This is a genomic window from Roseovarius conchicola, assembly GCF_041403425.1.
GTDB lineage: Bacteria > Pseudomonadota > Alphaproteobacteria > Rhodobacterales > Rhodobacteraceae > Roseovarius > Roseovarius conchicola.
The window spans coordinates 1-15531 of record NZ_JBGEHK010000010.1 but is presented as its reverse complement, the minus strand read 5'-3'; the positions used below and the strand labels follow the sequence as shown (position 1 = coordinate 15531).

Sequence of the window (15531 nt, the reverse complement as noted above, 5' to 3'; positions counted from 1 at the left end):
CTTACAGCACCTCCGGCGCAAGCGAGATGATTTTCATGAAGTTCTTGGCACGCAATTCGCGAACAACCGGCCCGAAGATACGGGTGCCCATCGGTTCACCTGCGTTGTTCAGGATCACGGCGGCGTTGCGGTCAAAGCGGATGGCGGTGCCGTCTTCACGGCGGATTTCCTTGGCGGTGCGTACGACGACGGCCTTGCGGACGTCCCCTTTTTTCACGCGACCACGCGGGATGGCTTCCTTCACCGAGACGACGATCACGTCGCCGACGGAGGCGTATTTACGCTTGGAACCACCCAGGACCTTGATGCACTGAACACGGCGGGCGCCGCTGTTGTCAGCTACATCCAGATTGGTCTGCATCTGGATCATATGGTTTCTCCTGACCTTTGGGGGGCTTGCTTCGCCTTGTCCCCATGGTTTCGTTCAAACCGAAAGGTTCGGGTGGCTTACGCCTCCAGAACCTCCCAGCGTTTCGTTTTGGATTTGGGCGCGCATTCGATGATGCGAACCGCGTCCCCTACTTTGTAGGCGTTCTTCTCATCGTGAGCCCGGTACTTTTTGGACTTACGGATGGTCTTTTGCAGAACCGGGTGCTTGAAGCGGCGTTCGACCGAAACAGTCACGGTTTGGGCATTTGCGTCGGAGGTCACGACGCCTTGCAGGATACGCTTGGGCATGGTCGCTCTCCTTATTCGGAAGCCGCGGAGGCGGCTTTTTCGTTCAGCACGGTTTTGACGCGGGCCACATCGCGGCGGACGGTCTTCATGCGGGCTGGGTTTTCGATCTGGCCGGTGGCGGCCTGAAAGCGCAGGTTGAACTGCTCTTTCTTCAGGTTGACCAGCTCTTCGCGCAGCTGATCAGGTGTCTTATCACGTAGCTCGTGGGCGTTCATGCGCCATATCCTTTTCTCAAAACACCAGCAGGCCCCTGACATTTGGCTCAGGGTCACCCGATTTCCGGTGGATGACGTGTAAAATGCACGACTCACCGGCAGGCCGGATCACGTGCGATGCCGCTCTATAAGGGAGGTGCGGGGATAGGGCAAGGGATAACTCCGCCTTTTTCCGTAGAGTGCTCATTCATGGCGCACCTTCCCTTTCCCCGCGCCACCCGAGGCGCGCATTCGTTAAGGCATTTCGCCAAGCAGGTAGGCGTAGGATGGGCAAAGCACGCTAAGAAAACAGAAACAACCTTTCACCGTGCTTGTTTTAAACCACACCCAACTCTTCAAGCAGGTCGTGTTGTTTTTCTTTTCAGCGGACCAGTTTTCAAGTCGAAATCCAGTCTGCGGCGCGTCGTCGCCTATCAGTAACTTGATCAGCAAAAACCCGCCTTGGGTCGGGTTGAGCGCTTGTATATGGAGGTTTGTGTGTTCAATTGACATCGCACGCGCAAGGTTGGCATCGCATCCATCTGTGGTTAACAGCACGCGTAGGGTGGGTTTCCAAACCATCACCCCCAACACAAAAAACGGGCGGCACCGGATCATCCAGCACCGCCCGCTCATTTCAACTCGCGTCTGGCTTAGGCCAGGGCGATGTTCGTTGCCGACTCGCGGCCGTCACGGCCTGCTTCTACGTCGAAAGTCACTTTCTGGTCGTCGGCCAGGCCGGTCAGACCAGCGCGCTCAACGGCGGAAATGTGAACGAAGACGTCTTTGCCGCCACCCTCAGGTGCGATAAAGCCGAAGCCTTTAGTTGCGTTGAACCATTTTACGGTGCCATTGGCCATTCCGTAGTCTCCTAAATTGTGCTGCCCGCGTTGGTGCGGCAGCCCGGCATTGTTGGTCTGGATCGATAGACTGAATGCCGTAAAGGGAGACAGTGGGTCGAAAAAGAATAACGTTAGCAGCGTCTACATGGGGGGGCTGGCCTCATATTGCAAGTCTTTTCCGCCCCCTAGCCGATTTGAGGCTGATTTCCTCCCACGCCCCTGAGCGCCCCGATGCGGGTCTTCAACAAAATGCGGGGACGCACTTCATGGTTGCATTGAGTTCAGAGGGATCGCCCAAAGCATCGCAGGGCAAGGGGTTGCCGTCGGCCCGGCAGCAGCCTCGGGGTGTATCAGATGGCCATCAAAACGATCTCTCGCCCCGTCCCGGCCATGTTTATCCATCCGTCCGGATTTCCATGCTAGGCTCGGGAAAAACGGATTGCCCATGACCCAGACCGACATCAAATCCATGCAGCTTTATCCGCGGCCGGAGCGTATTCTGGCCGATCTTGCCGCGCTGGGATATCCCGACGAGACACCGCTGGACATGGATGTGCTGACCCGGCTGGACCAGTTGCATTACCACGGCACCGATGCGCTGGACGAGGCGATCAAGGCCTGTGGTATCGCGGTGGGAGACGCGGTTCTGGAGGTGGGCTCGGGCTGGGGTGGGTGCGCGCGCTACATTGCGCATCGCGCAGGGGCGCATGTCACCGCTGTCGAATTGCAGGCCGATTATAACCGCATTGCCCGGCATCTGACCGACAGAACGGGGATGCAGAGTGGTGTTCGCCATGTGAACGCGGATTTTCTGGCGCTTGACCTGCCCGCGGGCGGGTTTGATCACGTGGTCAGTTGGCTGGCCCTGTTTCACATCCCCAAGCGCGACACCTATCTGCGCAAGATTCAGGATGCGCTGCGCGCTGACGGGTCCTTCTTTGCCGAAGACCTTTATCTGATCACGCCGCCCCCCGATGAGGAGCAAGACGATTTTCAGCGCCACCTCTACCCAAACTCGCTTGTCGATCTGGAACAGTATCACCGCACCTTGACCGCCGCTGGGTTTGAAAAGGTGGAGAGTCAGGACATGACCGCCAGCTGGACGGCTTTCACCAAGACGCGACTGCACGCCTTTCGTGACAACAAGGCCAGTTATGAACGCGTTCACGGCGCCGAAAACTACGCGGTGATCGAGATGTTCTACGACAAGATGGCCGGTTACTTTGAACGTGGGATTGTTGGTGGCCTCAGGATTAGGGCGCAAAAACACCGCTAAGGGCAGATCGCGTCAGGCCGCGCCCTCGCCCAGCAACAAAGCCAGATGGTGACGCCAGCTGTCCTGACTGGCCTGCGCCTTGCCCAGGGCCTGATGCCCGAAGTAGAGATGCAAAACCAGATCGGCGGTTTCCTCGGCCTGTCGATCCACACCGTGACGTTCCAGAACCGATTGGATCGCGGCGCGTAAACGCCCGGTCATTGCCACCGCCTTGCTGGCGACCTCTGGATGGGTCGGGGCCAGCTCGACAATGGCATTGCACAGGAAACAGCCCTGCCGGGCATCCTTGGCCGAGGCAAAAAGCTGGGACAGGCAATCACTGGCTGTCTCCATCTGGCATCCATCCAGCATCGCGACACCCCGCGAAATCGCAACACGGTCGTAGTGATCAAGCGCGTGGAGATAGACGCTCTCTTTATCGCCGAACGCCTTGTAGAAACTGCCACGGGTCAGGCCCATCGCCTCAAGCAGGTCCGGCAGGTTGGTCGCCTTATAGCCCTGACGCCAGAAAATCGTCATGGCACCTTCAATGGCGGCGTCTGTATCGAATTCTCTTGGTCGGCCCATAATCTTGTTTTCGATGGTTTTCACAAACATAGCGCGGATTTTCCCTGAGATCACATCTATTTGATTTGTACCATTTGGTTCCTAATGTCAAATAACAGTCATTCACGAGGCTTCATCGTGAATCATTTAAACCTTTCAGATCGCCGGACCGCCCCTGTCCGGCCCCAACTTGGAAAGACTGACCCCATGAACGCGATCAAAACCTTCGTTTCCGGTGCAGCCCTGTCTGTCGCCATCGCCACCTCTGCCATTGCGGCCGGTGTGGAACTGAACGCCTCGTCCACGGGCCTTGCACTGCAGGGTTATGACCCGGTGGCCTATTTCACCGATGGTCAGGCCACACCCGGCAACTGGAAAATCACCGCTGTGCATAACGACGCCACCTACCGCTTCGCCAGCGAAGAACACAAAGCCGCCTTCCTCGAAAACCCCGATGCCTACCTGCCCCAGTACGGCGGCTACTGCGCCTTCGGTGCGGCCATGGGCTATAAGTTCGATGGCGATCCGCAGCAGTGGAAAGTTGTCGATGGCGAGCTGTTCCTGAACATCTCGAAAGACATTCAGGAAAAATGGGTCGAGGACATCCCCGGCTACGTCACCAAGGCTGATGCCAACTGGAGCGAAATCTCGCACAAAGACCCGTCTGAACTCGAGTAAGACAGACCACAAAACCACCACGGAATCCCCTGCCCTCACGGGTGGGGGTTTTAGCTTGAAGTCAGGGTATGTTCGCGAAAAACCCGCGCTGGGTATGATGGGATTACTGACAAAAAGGGGTAGTGGGTCACTTTGAAATTCGTTTCTTGTAAAGCCCACGTTTTTTCGGCGCTTCCTCATTCGCATCAATGATAGCAACCAGATCGGCAACATCCCAGAGGCGATCAGTCAGGCCAGATTCCATTGCTGGCGTCACTTTCAACGTCTGATGCACTTTAACAAAGTTGTAATACATGAAGTGCAGCGCTACGGCGTGCATGTGGTTTTCAACCTTCTTGCTGAAACCGTTTGTCAGGCGCGTGAAACGGCGCATGTGCATCCGCATGGTCAGGTTTTGGCGTTCAACGTGACTGGTGCTGACCAGGGCCTTTTCGGGACGACCCTCAATTGTGCGTTTTTTCGTGCCTGTGCATTCTGCGGGACTGTACTTCTTCTCATGTGATTTGCCGCCGGGTGCGTTGCCGTACAGCTTGATAAGCTGGGCATAGTCGACATCACCGCCAAAAGCGCCCTCTACGGCCTCCAAATACGCCTTGTGACCATCTGTGGTCAGTTGGACCCGGTTCGCCAGACGAGCGCGTAGATCGTCCATGAACTCGATTGCGTATTCGCTGTCACGACCGCCTACCATGTAGGACACGATCAACTTGCTATCGCTGTCCAGCGCGGTCCACGTCCATGTGTCGCCAGCAGCCTCTGGGGCCGCTATGGCTGTCTTGACGTTCTTTTGCTTAGCGTAGGTGAATGACCAGATTTCATCGCACTGGATCACGGACGCTTTGACGTTCCGTACATGTTCGTCGTGATACTTGGCGCAAGCCCGACCCGCGTCTATCAGCAGCTTGTTAACGGTGTTCTTTGACACGTCCGCGATGCGGCTGGTGGCACGGATGCTGTTGCCTTCAACAAGCAGGCGGATGATCAGGCTGCGGGTTTTGGTGTCGAGCTTTCTCATAAGCTCAACATAAATGATCATGCAACTTTAGTCAAGCATTTTGGTCAGTTTGACGAACGGAAATTACATCCGCAAGACTAACAACTTTGTTGTCCAAGAACCCGCTCGGAAGCCCGCAGATCGCTTCAATATCTTTCGGGTTTTTTGCTAGCGCCGACGCAATTTGAGCTTTGCTCTGAACGCCATGATCAACCAACATTCTGACTGCATGACTTATCAGCGATGGCTTTGAGGTCGTGATATCTTCGTCATAGGGTTCTTTCTTCCTAATGCCCTTGGCATTCATTTGGCGTAGCAGGTAGCCATATTGATGCTTAGTCAGAATGCCTAGGTCCTTGGCTCTATAACCAATTGCTGCAACCGCCACGTTCCACCGTAGCTTCAATGACAATAGATAATTCAAGGATGTCCCGATAATTTCTGAACCGAAACTCTCCTGCGGCATCAAGAATGCGCTGGCAAAGCGGTTTGCCTGCTTTTCAACTCTGTCCAGGTTCTTGGCGTCCAGTTCGACCAAAGCATGAAGAACCAGATGCCCAAGCTCGTGCGCCAAGTTGAAGTTCTTCCTTGGCCCCAAACGATCTTCTTCCGCCAACAATATTACCGGGCGTCCCTCAATCCACCAAGAAACGGCGTCCATATCTTGGCAACCCACCCGTTCTTCAATCACCGTGATACCGTTCAACTCAAGAACGCCAACTAAATCATCAATAGGGCCGCGTCCAAGACTCCACTCATCCCTGAGTGCTTCGGCAACTTCTTCTATGTCCGCGTCGTCTGCCGTTTCATGATCAAAGTCAAAGGTCGGGATATTGGGCTGCGGAAGATCAATAAACCTCTCAAGATACTCGACCACCTCCCGCGCCCAAGTTAGACGGCGACGAATTCGCCTGCGATGGTGCGCCTCCATGCGCTTAAGGCTGCGCCAGAACGGCGTGCCACTCTCACTGATCGTGATAGGTGCCGTGAAAAAAGAGGGCGGCTGCTCTACGAGCGCTATTATGCAGCTCATAACTTCACCAGACGGTGATATCTGCCCGGATTCATATTGAGCAACGGCAGACTTGGTTACACCGAGTTCTTCGGCAAAGCCTTCCAGAGTATAATCGCGAGCTTCGCGGGCTTCTTTTATCCGTGCTGGAATCAGTTTTGCCGGGGCTGAGATATCGGCCCCGGCGTTGTCACTGTTCATAGCGGCCTCCCTAGTCTTCTTCTTTTTTCTTCTTGTCAGTTTTGCGAAGTGCTTCGCCGATATCGCGCTTGAACTTCAAAACGTCGTTCGGGTCCACCCCCTTCGGCTTCGGCTTATGCGATTGCCCCGAGCGCCGCAGGCGCTCTACAACATTGACGTGTGCATACCACGTTTCCGCAACTGTAGGCGGCGAAGGCATCGCCCAACACGCATGGGTCAAATCGCCATCGGGCGTATATCCGTAGGTCAGCCAGACGCATTTTTCCTCCACCGATTTGATCGCGGCGCTCAAGCTAATCACATTGTTATCGAACAAGTCGGGCTGGTTAGTGATGCGCTCATCTTGACGGTTGGGAGTGTCTTTCGGAAACGCCAAAGAGCTTTCAGTGCGGCAAAGGTGAGAGACCATAGTGTCGGAAGCTTTAAGCACCAAGTGATGCCAGCTCCCAATTGGCATGAGGTCGATAGCGGCCTCAAAGGGCAACTCGCCACGATCACAGAGCGCCTGAATGCGGGAAATCACGCCTGCACGGCGCAAATGGCCTGACAGGTCGCGGCCAACAAGACCAGAAAGGATCGGATCGCTTGCCCTCAATTGGTCCGCGAGAGCAATACCCTCTGTTATTCCGCGTACAAGGCTCTTGTCGGCTGACGCCGGGAAATGGGCCTCAACCATCTCCTGCAATTCCTGAATCATGCTTTTCTTCCGCATCTGCTCGTTTCAAGTAGATTGCAGATTTTACAGACTCAGGTCAAGTGAATTACTTGCTCCATCGCGCCGCAGCAGCCTTTTTTGCGATTTCCCGCCGTTCTTCGGCGGAAAGTGCTTCCGCCCGTGCCTTGCCGCCAGCCAAACCACCCTTGCGCTGCCCCTCAGCTTTCGTGGGAATCACGTCATCAACTTCGCCCGTCGCCACGTCCACAATGAACTTAGCAAGTTGGTTTGCGTCTCTGGGTCTTTTGGGTTTGTCTGTCATACTCACAGGATAAGACCTGCTAGCGCTGGGCGCAAATCAAAGATGTATTAGGTCAAATTTCAAAGTGACCCACTACCCAAAAAGGAGTCAATTCGGCCGCAAACGACGGTACCAGATCTTCCTCATATACTCTGCAACGTGGAAATTGTCTTCGTCGTCGCGTTCTTCATCATCAAAACCCGACCAGTACCAAACCTGCCATTCATGGTACTGAAAACCATTATCCAAAACATCGAGGAAGCTTGTCCATCTTTTGTCGGTGCAAAACTCAGTAGCATTGTCTGACCCAAGTATATCATCAAATGCCTGAATAATAATATCCGTGAGAGTGAAACGGGCCTCAGAATCAGAAGCAAGCGTATAGAACAGTTCCAGATACCGATCTAAGTCTTCCGTGTCGGCGACCTGAAACGGCCAATCTTGAAATAGCTGACTATATTCCGGCAGCTTTAACTCTTTCGACAAGAACTCGATTGAATCTAGCGACCAGAATCTCCTTTTTGGCTCTCGTTTCATTTGCTCCAATCAAGCCCAGCAACAGTAGCAACGCGGACCCTGATGGCCGCCTTTATCATTCGCCTCTGAGTCACCCCAAACTGCGCTTTCGACAAAACCTCACTCCCACTTGTAATTAAAGCTGACGCTGATCCGGTCGTCTTCGGACATGTTCATTGGCACCTCGTGGCGCAGCCAGCTTTCCCACAGCAGAACATCGCCCACCTTGGGCGCGGCATAGATAAAGCTGCGCATCTCTTCACGGGCGTCCTTGAGCCGCGCAGGGGCCGCCATCATCCGGGCCGAGCGCGGGTCTTCCAGTTTCAACGCGCTGGCCCCGTCGGGCATGGCGACGTAGGTCGTGCCGCTGATCACGGAATGGGGGTGGATATGGCTGGAATGGGTGCCGCCCTCGGGCAGGATGTTGATCCAGAGGTCTTCCAGAACCAACGCCCGTCCGTCGAGATCAAATTCAAGGTCCTCGGCGAAGCCGGCCACATGGGCATCCAGCGCTTTGACCAGATCGGCAAAGATCGGAAAGCGCCACGGCAGGTCGGTCAGGGAGGCATAGGAGGTGTACCCGGGATAGCCGTTTTCCTCGCACCACGTCTGACCGGCCTCGTCATCCTCGGCAATGGAATAGCACGAAGCTTCCATCTCCTCCGGGTCGATGGCAGGAGCGTGTTCGCCAAGGGCGGCACGGTAGAGGCGGGTCACGAAGAGGGATTTGATATCGGGCATGGGGGTGGTTTTAACCTGAGTCTGAAACAAATTCGAGAGAGAGATTAAATGCCGGCAACACGGTCCTTTCTCCCGTCCGCTACACCTGCTTCTCTGGCCGTATTCAAGCATCAAGTATGCATTGGGTTTAAACTTTTCTGTCTTTGGTGTACCATCACAGAGGTCAATGCATTCAGTAGAAGGCCTTGAAACCTGGAACTGTCTTTGGACAATCGGATAACCATCTCCACTTCAAAAGTACCGTCTAAAATCGCGTGAATTATGATCGAATTTTTTACGCGGCGTATTTTCATACTGAGATGGCAACAAGCGCGTACCAGCGCCGCCCGCGGCAACGACCGGCGCGCTGTGACAATTTTCCGTAGTCTGACACCACCACCAAACTTGGTTTCTATTTGTTCTGCGCAAATGGCAGATAGCTACTTTCGGCTTGGACGATTTACAGATGCTTACTCTCTCTACAGTTCAGCTTTGAGACAGGAAGAACAGTTTACAAGCAGAGCACGCTCCGCCAATGGCGTCTACATAATGTCGTATTGCCAGTATTACATGAACGCTATTGCCGAACATCAAGGCGCAGATGAACTTCCGTTTGCGGAGCACGAAGTAGAAGCTGGGTTGGGCAATACTTCGGTCAATCGCCGATTAAGAGAATTTCACCTGCCCCGGCCTTAATTTCCGCAGTGCTTTTCACCGCATTCTTTCATGCGCTATCTGAACTTCGTGCAGGTTGCAGCATTCGAGACTTTGGGCTCAAAGTCGCCATTCGATTACTAGAAACCACAAACAAAACCCCGCCGGTTTCCCGACGGGGTTTTGATTTTTTCGACCGGGGTGCGGCCCGCATTTTCTCTATGAGAAATTGCTACACCGCACTTGGTGGTTTTCGCTTAGGCGAAAATCACCAATCCTCACGCTCGACGACGCGGGTTTTGATCGGAAGTTTCATCGCGGCAAGGCGCAGGGCCTCGCGGGCGATCTCTTCACTGACACCGTCGATCTCGAACATCACGCGGCCGGGCTTGACCTTGCAGGCCCAGAAATCGACCGAGCCTTTACCCTTACCCATCCGAACTTCGGTGGGCTTCGAAGTAACCGGGGTGTCGGGGAAAATCCGGATCCAGACACGGCCCTGACGTTTCATGTGACGCGTCATGGCACGACGGGCGGCTTCGATCTGACGCGCTGTGACGCGCTCTGGCTGTGTGGCCTTTAGGCCAAACGAGCCGAAGTTCAGATCAGATCCACCTTTCGCCAGGCCCTTGATGCGGCCCTTGTGCTGTTTGCGGAACTTGGTGCGCTTTGGTTGAAGCATCTATCTGTCCTCCTCAGCGACGACCGCCGGGACCGCGCGGGGCGGCACCACGGGGGGCGGGTCCATCCTGAAGCTCTTGGGCTTTGCGATCACGTGCACTGGGATCGTGCTCCATGATCTCGCCTTTGAAGATCCAGACTTTGATGCCGATGATGCCATAGGGCGTCACGGCTTCGGTGGGCGCATAATCGATATCCGCGCGCAGGGTGTGCAGGGGCACACGGCCTTCGCGATACCATTCTGTCCGCGCGATCTCGGCACCGCCAAGACGACCCGCCACGTTCACACGGATGCCCAGGGCCCCCATGCGCATGGCGTTTTGCACGGCGCGTTTCATGGCGCGGCGGAAGCTGACCCGGCGTTCCAGCTGCTGGGCGATGCTTTCCCCGACCAGGGCTGCGTCCAGTTCAGGCTTGCGCACTTCAACGATGTTCAAATGCAGCTCGCTGTCGGTCATGGCGGCGATCTTGCGACGCAGACCTTCAATGTCGGCACCTTTTTTACCGATGATCACGCCCGGACGCGCGGTGTGAATGGTCACACGGCACTTCTTGTGAGGGCGCTCGATGATCACACGGCTGACACCGGCTTGCTTGCACTCTTTCTTGATGAACTCGCGGATCGCGATGTCTTCCAGCAGAAGATCACCGTAATCCTTGGTATCGGCGTACCAGCGGCTGTCCCAGGTGCGGTTGACCTGAAGGCGCATGCCGATCGGATTGACTTTGTTACCCATTAGGCTTGCTCCTCAACTTCACGCACCTTGATGGTGATCTCCGAGAACGGCTTCATGATCTTGCCGAACCGGCCACGGGCACGAGGACGGCCACGTTTCATGACCAGGTTCTTGCCCACATAGGCCTCGGCGACGATCAGCTCGTCTACATCAAGATTGTGGTTGTTTTCAGCATTGGCGATGGCCGACTGAAGACATTTCTTGACGTCTTCGGCGATCCGCTTGTTCGAGAACGTGAGGTCGGTCAAAGCCTTCTCCACTTTCTTGCCACGGATCATGGCGGCAACCAGGTTCAGTTTCTGCGGGCTGGTGCGAAGCATGCGCAGTTTTGCCATTGCTTCGTTGTCGGCCACGCGGCGGGGGTTCTTTTCCTTGCCCATGACTTACTTCCGCTTCGCTTTTTTGTCGGCGGCATGACCGTAATAGGTACGGGTCGGTGCGTATTCGCCGAATTTCTGACCAATCATATCTTCCGAGACGTTGACCGGGATATGCTTGCGGCCGTTATAGACGCCAAACGTCAGACCCACGAACTGGGGCAGGATCGTCGAGCGGCGCGACCAGATTTTGATGACTTCATTACGACCGCTCTCGCGCGATGCTTCGGCTTTCTTAAGCACGTAGGCATCCACAAAAGGGCCTTTCCAGACTGAACGAGACATTGATTAACGCCCCTTCTTCTTGGCGTGACGCGAGCGGATGATCAGCTTTTGCGACGCTTTGTTCTTGTTGCGGGTGCGGGCACCCTTTGTCGGCTTACCCCAGGGCGTGACCGGGTGACGACCACCCGAGGTCCGGCCCTCACCACCACCATGGGGGTGGTCGATCGGGTTCATAACCACACCACGGACGCTTGGGCGGATGCCCTTGTGGCGCATGCGGCCCGCTTTACCGTAGTTCTGGTTGCTGTTGTCGGGGTTGCTGACCGCACCAACGGTGGCCATGCATTCCTGACGCACCATGCGCAGTTCGCCCGAGCTGAGGCGGATCTGAGCGTAGCCACCGTCACGACCCACGAACTGAGCGTAAGTACCAGCGGCGCGGGCAATCTGACCGCCTTTGCCGGGTTTCAGCTCGATATTGTGGATGATGGTACCGATCGGCATGCCCGAGAACGGCATCGCGTTGCCCGGCTTGATGTCGGCCTTGGCCGAGGCGATCACCTTGTCACCAACAGCCAGACGCTGTGGAGCAAGGATGTAAGCCTGCTCGCCATCGTCGTATTTGACGAGGGCAATAAAGGCGGTCCGGTTCGGGTCATACTCGATCCGTTCAACGGTGGCCGCCACATCGAATTTGTTGCGTTTGAAATCAACGATCCGGTAGAGGCGCTTTGCCCCCCCACCCCGCCGCCGCGAGGTAATCCGCCCGGTGTTGTTCCGGCCGCCCGACTTGGTCAAACCCGTGGTGAGGGATTTGACAGGACGTCCTTTATACAGCTCCGAACGGTCGATCAGCACCAGCCCACGCTGGCCCGGCGTCGTTGGTTTGTACGACTTGAGTGCCATGCTTTCTGTCTTCCGTTTAGCAAACGGCGAGTTGCCCCGCCTATGTAGGGTGCGTGATCTCACGCACCATGGTTATAAGCCCCCGTAGGTGCCCGGTTAGATGTTCAAAACGAACAACGGCGAAGCCCCGGACGAATCCGGGGCCTGCCGATGGGGTCTGATAGGGGAGTGGGACGGTCAGGTCAAGCGTTGCGGCCAAGAAACAAGGGATATTCCGCCCCCTGCCTCCGCCGGGCCATCGTCAGCCCCCGGGATGGCGACCCAACAGGGGTTTTAGAACGCTTTATGGTGGCCAAATCCGTACACAGAATGGGCGGAGCGCGAACCTCACCCAATCGCCAGCCCAAGGAGGGGGGCTGACGATGGCCCGGCGGCCTGCGGCCTTGATTCCGGGCTTCGAAAAAGCGGTATTGTGGTTCGATTCCTTAGATAAAACTCAAAAGACCAGTTCTTCTATCGTTCAACCCAATCTGCATAAACTCCTGAAAGACCGCAGCTTCGGCAGTGGGCACCGACATAAGCCCAATCAATATCATGCGAATTCTCGTGTTTTGATACACCAACTCCAACAACCAATGTCTCAACTCCACAATTGCAAGTGTTCTGCACGATTTCTTCGGCATATTCTCTACTGTTCAGAATATCATATTGTTTGTCGCATAGCGGGCATTCAACGAATGCGGCACCACTCTCATCGTCACTAAACAAATAGAACTCTTCGCCGCCACATTCACAAGACAATGGCGCGAACTCAGTCGCAATCGAACCATTTAGCTTGGAGTAGCGCGTCACTTCCTCGCGCAGAACAGAAATATAGTTTTGTGCCATTTTCGAATGATATCCAGTTTTGCGAATAAAATAAAACCCCGGCCGCTTTCGCAGCCGGGGTTTCTCAATTCCTACCGTAGAGCGGGGTTACACCCCGCCGCACCGATCAAAGGCCAGTGCTCACGTCGATCGTGTTGCCTTCTTCCAGGGTCACGTAGGCTTTCTTGACATCCTTGCGGGTGCCCATCTGGCCGCGGAAGCGTTTGTTCTTGCCTTTGGTGATGGTGGTGTTGACCGCCTTCACCTTGACGCCGAACAGCGCCTCGACCGCTTCCTTGATCTGTGGTTTCGCAGCACCAATCGCCACTTCGAACACCACCGCGCCATTCTCGGACGCCAGGGTGGCTTTCTCGGTGATGATCGGCTTGCGGATCACGTCGTAATGTTCTGGTTTCGCGCTCATTTCAGACGAGCCTCCAATGCTTCGACACCCGCCTTGGTCAGAACCAGCGTGTCCCGCTTGAGGATGTCATAGACGTTTGCGCCCATGGAGGGCAGCACATCGAGACCTTCGATATTGCTGGCCGCCTTGGCGAAGGCCGCGTTGACCTCGGCACCGTCGATCACCAGGGCACGTTTCCAGCCCAGGTCCTTGACCTGCTTGGCCAGGGCCTTGGTTTTGCCATCGGAATCGGCGGCATCGATCACCACCAGTTCACCGGCTTTCGCCTTGGCCGACAGGGCGTGCTTGAGGCCAAGCATCCGCACCTTCTTGGGCAGGTCATGGCCGTGGCTGCGCACAACCGGGCCTTTGTAGATGCCACCACCGCGGAAGATCGGCGCGTTGCGGTCCCCATGGCGTGCGCCGCCGGTGCCCTTCTGACGGTAGATCTTCTTGGTCGAATAGCTGACCTCGGAGCGGGTCTTGACCTTATGGGTGCCCGCCTGCGCATTGTTGCGCTGCCAGCGGACCACACGGTGCAGGATGTCTGCACGCGGTTCCAGGCCGAAGATGTCTTCGCCCAGATCGACCGAGCCGGCTTTCTTGCCGTCCAGTTTGATCACGTCGAGTTTCATTCCTCGCCTTCCTTCTTGTTCTCAGCTTCTTGCGCTTCGGCAACAGCATCGGGTTTGTTCGCTTCAGCCTCGGCAGCGTCCAGAGCGGCTTGCTCTTCGGCGGCAGCGGCGGCAGCAGCGGCTTCGGCCTCGGCAGCAGCGGCGGCAGCGGCCTCTTCGGCGGCTTTCTCGGCCTCGGCAGCGGCTGATTTCAGCGCGGCGGGGATGATGGCATTCTCAGGGAACGGCTTTTTGACCGCATCCTTGATGGTGACCCATCCACCTTTCGAGCCGGGAACAGCGCCTTTGACCATGATCAGGCCACGGTCCGCATCGGTGCGCACAACCTGCAGGTTCTGCGTGGTCACCTTGGCAGCGCCCATATGCCCGGCCATTTTCTTGCCTTTGAACACCTTGCCCGGATCCTGACACTGGCCGGTCGAACCGTGCGAGCGGTGAGAGATCGACACACCGTGGGTGGCCCGCAGGCCGCCGAAGTTGTGACGCTTCATCGCACCGGCAAAGCCTTTACCGATCGAGGTGCCCGACACGTCCACGAACTGACCTTCAAAGTAATGATTGGCGGTGATCTCCTCACCCACATCAATCATCGCTTCGGGGGCGACGCGGAACTCGGCCACTTTACGCTTGGGCTCAACCTTGGCCGCGGCAAAGTTGCCGCGCATGGCCTTGGAGACGCGCTTGGCTTTGACCGAGCCTGCCCCCAGTTGAACAGCCGTATAGCCGTGTTGTTCAGGGGTACGGTTGGCGACCACCTGAAGTTTGTCCAGTTGAAGAACGGTCACAGGGATCTGCTTGCCGTCTTCCATGAAAAGCCGGGTCATGCCGACTTTCTTTGCGATTACACCAGAGCGCAACATATCTGATTGCCCTCCTTAGACCGAAATCTGCACGTCCACACCGGCCGCCAGGTCGAGCTTCATCAGCGCGTCCACGGTCTGGGGTGTGGGATCAACGATGTCCAGCAGGCGCTTATGCGTGCGGATCTCGAACTGATCGCGGGATTTCTTGTTCACGTGGGGGCCACGCAGAACGGTGAATTTCTCGATTTTGTTCGGCAGCGGGATCGGGCCACGCACGTCAGCGCCGGTGCGCTTTGCGGTGTTGACGATTTCCTGCGTGCTGGCATCCAGAACGCGGTAATCGAATGCCTTCAGCCGAATGCGGATGTTTTGGCTTTGCATGTCTTTAGCCTTTCAAGGCTTGGAGTTGATAGGAGGAAGGCCGGACCATCCGGCCTCCCTCTTCGAACCCATCGGGTAGATTACTCGATGATTTTAGCGACGACGCCGGCGCCGACGGTGCGGCCGCCTTCGCGGATGGCGAAGCGCAGGCCGTCTTCCATGGCGATCGGCGCGATCAGTTCAACGCCGAACTTCAGGTTGTCGCCCGGCATCACCATCTCGGTGCCTTCGGGCAGCTCAACCGTACCGGTCACGTCGGTGGTGCGGAAGTAGAACTGCGGACGGTAGTTGGCGAAGAACGGCGTGTGA

At 56.2% G+C, this 15531-nt stretch carries 26 protein-coding genes; 3 read left to right on the top strand and 23 right to left on the bottom strand.

Annotation, left to right across the window (positions count from 1 at the left end):
• Position 1: 1 nt before the first annotated feature.
• The 5 genes from rplN to V6N02_RS19775 all read right to left on the bottom strand — a co-directional run bounded on the left by rplN (position 2) and on the right by V6N02_RS19775 (position 1732).
• Positions 2-370 carry a 50S ribosomal protein L14 gene (gene rplN / locus V6N02_RS19795; protein ID WP_371228581.1) on the bottom strand — a complete coding sequence of 123 codons (369 nt, stop codon included), beginning with the start codon at positions 368-370 and terminating at the stop codon, positions 2-4.
• A gap of 77 nt (positions 371-447) precedes the next feature.
• Positions 448-678: a 30S ribosomal protein S17 gene (rpsQ, locus tag V6N02_RS19790; RefSeq protein WP_371228579.1), complete on the bottom strand. Its 231-nt coding sequence runs from the start codon at positions 676-678 to the stop codon at positions 448-450.
• 11 nt (positions 679-689) lie between these two features.
• Positions 690-893: a 50S ribosomal protein L29 gene (rpmC, locus tag V6N02_RS19785; RefSeq protein ID WP_371228576.1), complete on the bottom strand. Its 204-nt coding sequence runs from the start codon at positions 891-893 to the stop codon at positions 690-692.
• A 234-nt stretch (positions 894-1127) separates the two neighbouring features.
• Positions 1128-1490 carry a hypothetical protein gene (locus V6N02_RS19780; protein ID WP_371228574.1) on the bottom strand — a complete coding sequence of 121 codons (363 nt, stop codon included), beginning with the start codon at positions 1488-1490 and terminating at the stop codon, positions 1128-1130.
• 35 nt (positions 1491-1525) lie between these two features.
• The gene (locus tag V6N02_RS19775; RefSeq protein WP_371228572.1) at positions 1526-1732 is read right to left on the bottom strand and encodes a cold-shock protein; all 207 of its coding nucleotides are present in this window, start codon (positions 1730-1732) and stop codon (positions 1526-1528) included.
• A gap of 427 nt (positions 1733-2159) precedes the next feature.
• On the opposite strand from V6N02_RS19775, the gene V6N02_RS19770 reads away from it, so the two are divergent.
• On the top strand, positions 2160-2990 hold the full coding sequence (locus V6N02_RS19770) for an SAM-dependent methyltransferase (RefSeq protein ID WP_371228569.1): 831 nt from the start codon (positions 2160-2162) through the stop codon (positions 2988-2990).
• 12 nt (positions 2991-3002) lie between these two features.
• On the opposite strand, the gene V6N02_RS19765 is transcribed toward V6N02_RS19770, so the two are convergent.
• Positions 3003-3557: a TetR/AcrR family transcriptional regulator gene (locus V6N02_RS19765; RefSeq protein WP_371228567.1), complete on the bottom strand. Its 555-nt coding sequence runs from the start codon at positions 3555-3557 to the stop codon at positions 3003-3005.
• A 186-nt stretch (positions 3558-3743) separates the two neighbouring features.
• Here V6N02_RS19765 and V6N02_RS19760 point away from each other — a divergent pair, with 186 nt between their 5' ends.
• The gene (locus V6N02_RS19760; protein ID WP_371228564.1) at positions 3744-4214 is read left to right on the top strand and encodes a YHS domain-containing (seleno)protein; all 471 of its coding nucleotides are present in this window, start codon (positions 3744-3746) and stop codon (positions 4212-4214) included.
• Between the two features lie 127 nt (positions 4215-4341).
• Here the strand turns inward: V6N02_RS19760 and V6N02_RS19755 are convergent, their stop codons facing one another.
• From V6N02_RS19755 to V6N02_RS19730, 6 genes are all read right to left on the bottom strand, one after another.
• Positions 4342-5229, bottom strand: coding sequence for an IS1 family transposase (locus tag V6N02_RS19755; RefSeq protein WP_371228875.1), 888 nt, complete (start codon positions 5227-5229; stop codon positions 4342-4344).
• Positions 5230-5260: 31 nt separating this feature from the next.
• On the bottom strand, positions 5261-6421 hold the full coding sequence (locus tag V6N02_RS19750) for a helix-turn-helix domain-containing protein (protein WP_371228562.1): 1161 nt from the start codon (positions 6419-6421) through the stop codon (positions 5261-5263).
• A gap of 10 nt (positions 6422-6431) precedes the next feature.
• On the bottom strand, positions 6432-7133 hold the full coding sequence (locus V6N02_RS19745; protein ID WP_371228561.1) for a hypothetical protein: 702 nt from the start codon (positions 7131-7133) through the stop codon (positions 6432-6434).
• A gap of 49 nt (positions 7134-7182) precedes the next feature.
• Positions 7183-7398: a histone H1 gene (locus V6N02_RS19740; protein ID WP_371228558.1), complete on the bottom strand. Its 216-nt coding sequence runs from the start codon at positions 7396-7398 to the stop codon at positions 7183-7185.
• 87 nt (positions 7399-7485) lie between these two features.
• Positions 7486-7914 (bottom strand): hypothetical protein, encoded by a 429-nt coding sequence (locus tag V6N02_RS19735; RefSeq protein WP_371228557.1) that lies wholly within the window; start codon positions 7912-7914, stop codon positions 7486-7488.
• A 99-nt stretch (positions 7915-8013) separates the two neighbouring features.
• Positions 8014-8634 carry a 2OG-Fe(II) oxygenase family protein gene (locus V6N02_RS19730; RefSeq protein WP_371228554.1) on the bottom strand — a complete coding sequence of 207 codons (621 nt, stop codon included), beginning with the start codon at positions 8632-8634 and terminating at the stop codon, positions 8014-8016.
• 261 nt (positions 8635-8895) lie between these two features.
• Between V6N02_RS19730 and V6N02_RS19725 the strand changes: the two genes are divergently transcribed.
• Positions 8896-9309, top strand: a complete 414-nt coding sequence (locus V6N02_RS19725; protein WP_371228552.1) for a hypothetical protein — start codon at positions 8896-8898, stop codon at positions 9307-9309.
• A 226-nt stretch (positions 9310-9535) separates the two neighbouring features.
• On the opposite strand, the gene rplP is transcribed toward V6N02_RS19725, so the two are convergent.
• From rplP to V6N02_RS19670, 11 genes are all read right to left on the bottom strand, one after another.
• The gene (rplP, locus tag V6N02_RS19720) at positions 9536-9949 is read right to left on the bottom strand and encodes a 50S ribosomal protein L16 (protein WP_371228550.1); all 414 of its coding nucleotides are present in this window, start codon (positions 9947-9949) and stop codon (positions 9536-9538) included.
• Positions 9950-9962: 13 nt separating this feature from the next.
• Positions 9963-10685, bottom strand: coding sequence for a 30S ribosomal protein S3 (gene rpsC / locus V6N02_RS19715; protein WP_371228547.1), 723 nt, complete (start codon positions 10683-10685; stop codon positions 9963-9965).
• On the bottom strand, positions 10685-11065 hold the full coding sequence (gene rplV, locus V6N02_RS19710; RefSeq protein WP_371228545.1) for a 50S ribosomal protein L22: 381 nt from the start codon (positions 11063-11065) through the stop codon (positions 10685-10687). The genes rpsC and rplV overlap by 1 nt, the downstream gene beginning before the upstream one ends.
• Positions 11066-11068: 3 nt before the next feature.
• Positions 11069-11347, bottom strand: coding sequence for a 30S ribosomal protein S19 (gene rpsS, locus V6N02_RS19705; RefSeq protein ID WP_371228543.1), 279 nt, complete (start codon positions 11345-11347; stop codon positions 11069-11071).
• A 3-nt stretch (positions 11348-11350) separates the two neighbouring features.
• A complete protein-coding gene (gene rplB, locus V6N02_RS19700; protein ID WP_371228540.1) occupies positions 11351-12193 on the bottom strand; it encodes a 50S ribosomal protein L2 in 843 nt (280 codons plus the stop codon).
• A gap of 453 nt (positions 12194-12646) precedes the next feature.
• On the bottom strand, positions 12647-13021 hold the full coding sequence (locus V6N02_RS19695) for a hypothetical protein (RefSeq protein ID WP_371228537.1): 375 nt from the start codon (positions 13019-13021) through the stop codon (positions 12647-12649).
• Positions 13022-13127: 106 nt separating this feature from the next.
• Entirely contained in the window at positions 13128-13424 is a 297-nt protein-coding gene (locus tag V6N02_RS19690; RefSeq protein WP_371228534.1) for a 50S ribosomal protein L23, read from the bottom strand.
• A complete protein-coding gene (gene rplD / locus V6N02_RS19685) occupies positions 13421-14038 on the bottom strand; it encodes a 50S ribosomal protein L4 (RefSeq protein WP_371228532.1) in 618 nt (205 codons plus the stop codon). The genes V6N02_RS19690 and rplD overlap by 4 nt, the downstream gene beginning before the upstream one ends.
• A complete protein-coding gene (gene rplC, locus V6N02_RS19680) occupies positions 14035-14898 on the bottom strand; it encodes a 50S ribosomal protein L3 (protein ID WP_371228529.1) in 864 nt (287 codons plus the stop codon). The genes rplD and rplC overlap by 4 nt, the downstream gene beginning before the upstream one ends.
• Before the next feature lie 15 nt (positions 14899-14913).
• A complete protein-coding gene (gene rpsJ / locus V6N02_RS19675) occupies positions 14914-15222 on the bottom strand; it encodes a 30S ribosomal protein S10 (RefSeq protein WP_057795293.1) in 309 nt (102 codons plus the stop codon).
• An 80-nt stretch (positions 15223-15302) separates the two neighbouring features.
• Positions 15303-15531, bottom strand: a 229-nt coding sequence (locus V6N02_RS19670) for an EF-Tu C-terminal domain-related protein (RefSeq protein WP_478013484.1), incomplete at its 5' end; no start/stop codon positions are given.

What these genes read in the sequence shown, in the direction of transcription:
- V6N02_RS19725 (WP_371228552.1), top strand. Translation starts at nt 8,896, where the DNA reads ATGATCGAATTTTTTACGCGGCGTATTTTCATACTGAGATGGCAACAA.
- V6N02_RS19735 (WP_371228557.1), bottom strand. Translation starts at nt 7,914, where the DNA reads ATGAAACGAGAGCCAAAAAGGAGATTCTGGTCGCTAGATTCAATCGAG.
- V6N02_RS19755 (WP_371228875.1), bottom strand. Translation starts at nt 5,229, where the DNA reads ATGAGAAAGCTCGACACCAAAACCCGCAGCCTGATCATCCGCCTGCTT.
- rplC (WP_371228529.1), bottom strand. Translation starts at nt 14,898, where the DNA reads ATGTTGCGCTCTGGTGTAATCGCAAAGAAAGTCGGCATGACCCGGCTT.
- rplB (WP_371228540.1), bottom strand. Translation starts at nt 12,193, where the DNA reads ATGGCACTCAAGTCGTACAAACCAACGACGCCGGGCCAGCGTGGGCTG.
- rplP (WP_371228550.1), bottom strand. Translation starts at nt 9,949, where the DNA reads ATGCTTCAACCAAAGCGCACCAAGTTCCGCAAACAGCACAAGGGCCGC.
- V6N02_RS19765 (WP_371228567.1), bottom strand. Translation starts at nt 3,557, where the DNA reads ATGGGCCGACCAAGAGAATTCGATACAGACGCCGCCATTGAAGGTGCC.
- V6N02_RS19745 (WP_371228561.1), bottom strand. Translation starts at nt 7,133, where the DNA reads ATGCGGAAGAAAAGCATGATTCAGGAATTGCAGGAGATGGTTGAGGCC.
- rpmC (WP_371228576.1), bottom strand. Translation starts at nt 893, where the DNA reads ATGAACGCCCACGAGCTACGTGATAAGACACCTGATCAGCTGCGCGAA.
- rplV (WP_371228545.1), bottom strand. Translation starts at nt 11,065, where the DNA reads ATGGGCAAGGAAAAGAACCCCCGCCGCGTGGCCGACAACGAAGCAATG.
- V6N02_RS19760 (WP_371228564.1), top strand. Translation starts at nt 3,744, where the DNA reads ATGAACGCGATCAAAACCTTCGTTTCCGGTGCAGCCCTGTCTGTCGCC.
- V6N02_RS19730 (WP_371228554.1), bottom strand. Translation starts at nt 8,634, where the DNA reads ATGCCCGATATCAAATCCCTCTTCGTGACCCGCCTCTACCGTGCCGCC.
- rpsQ (WP_371228579.1), bottom strand. Translation starts at nt 678, where the DNA reads ATGCCCAAGCGTATCCTGCAAGGCGTCGTGACCTCCGACGCAAATGCC.
- V6N02_RS19695 (WP_371228537.1), bottom strand. Translation starts at nt 13,021, where the DNA reads ATGGCACAAAACTATATTTCTGTTCTGCGCGAGGAAGTGACGCGCTAC.
- V6N02_RS19750 (WP_371228562.1), bottom strand. Translation starts at nt 6,421, where the DNA reads ATGAACAGTGACAACGCCGGGGCCGATATCTCAGCCCCGGCAAAACTG.
- rplN (WP_371228581.1), bottom strand. Translation starts at nt 370, where the DNA reads ATGATCCAGATGCAGACCAATCTGGATGTAGCTGACAACAGCGGCGCC.
- rplD (WP_371228532.1), bottom strand. Translation starts at nt 14,038, where the DNA reads ATGAAACTCGACGTGATCAAACTGGACGGCAAGAAAGCCGGCTCGGTC.
- V6N02_RS19780 (WP_371228574.1), bottom strand. Translation starts at nt 1,490, where the DNA reads ATGATCCGGTGCCGCCCGTTTTTTGTGTTGGGGGTGATGGTTTGGAAA.
- V6N02_RS19775 (WP_371228572.1), bottom strand. Translation starts at nt 1,732, where the DNA reads ATGGCCAATGGCACCGTAAAATGGTTCAACGCAACTAAAGGCTTCGGC.
- V6N02_RS19740 (WP_371228558.1), bottom strand. Translation starts at nt 7,398, where the DNA reads ATGACAGACAAACCCAAAAGACCCAGAGACGCAAACCAACTTGCTAAG.
- rpsJ (WP_057795293.1), bottom strand. Translation starts at nt 15,222, where the DNA reads ATGCAAAGCCAAAACATCCGCATTCGGCTGAAGGCATTCGATTACCGC.
- V6N02_RS19770 (WP_371228569.1), top strand. Translation starts at nt 2,160, where the DNA reads ATGACCCAGACCGACATCAAATCCATGCAGCTTTATCCGCGGCCGGAG.
- rpsS (WP_371228543.1), bottom strand. Translation starts at nt 11,347, where the DNA reads ATGTCTCGTTCAGTCTGGAAAGGCCCTTTTGTGGATGCCTACGTGCTT.
- rpsC (WP_371228547.1), bottom strand. Translation starts at nt 10,685, where the DNA reads ATGGGTAACAAAGTCAATCCGATCGGCATGCGCCTTCAGGTCAACCGC.
- V6N02_RS19690 (WP_371228534.1), bottom strand. Translation starts at nt 13,424, where the DNA reads ATGAGCGCGAAACCAGAACATTACGACGTGATCCGCAAGCCGATCATC.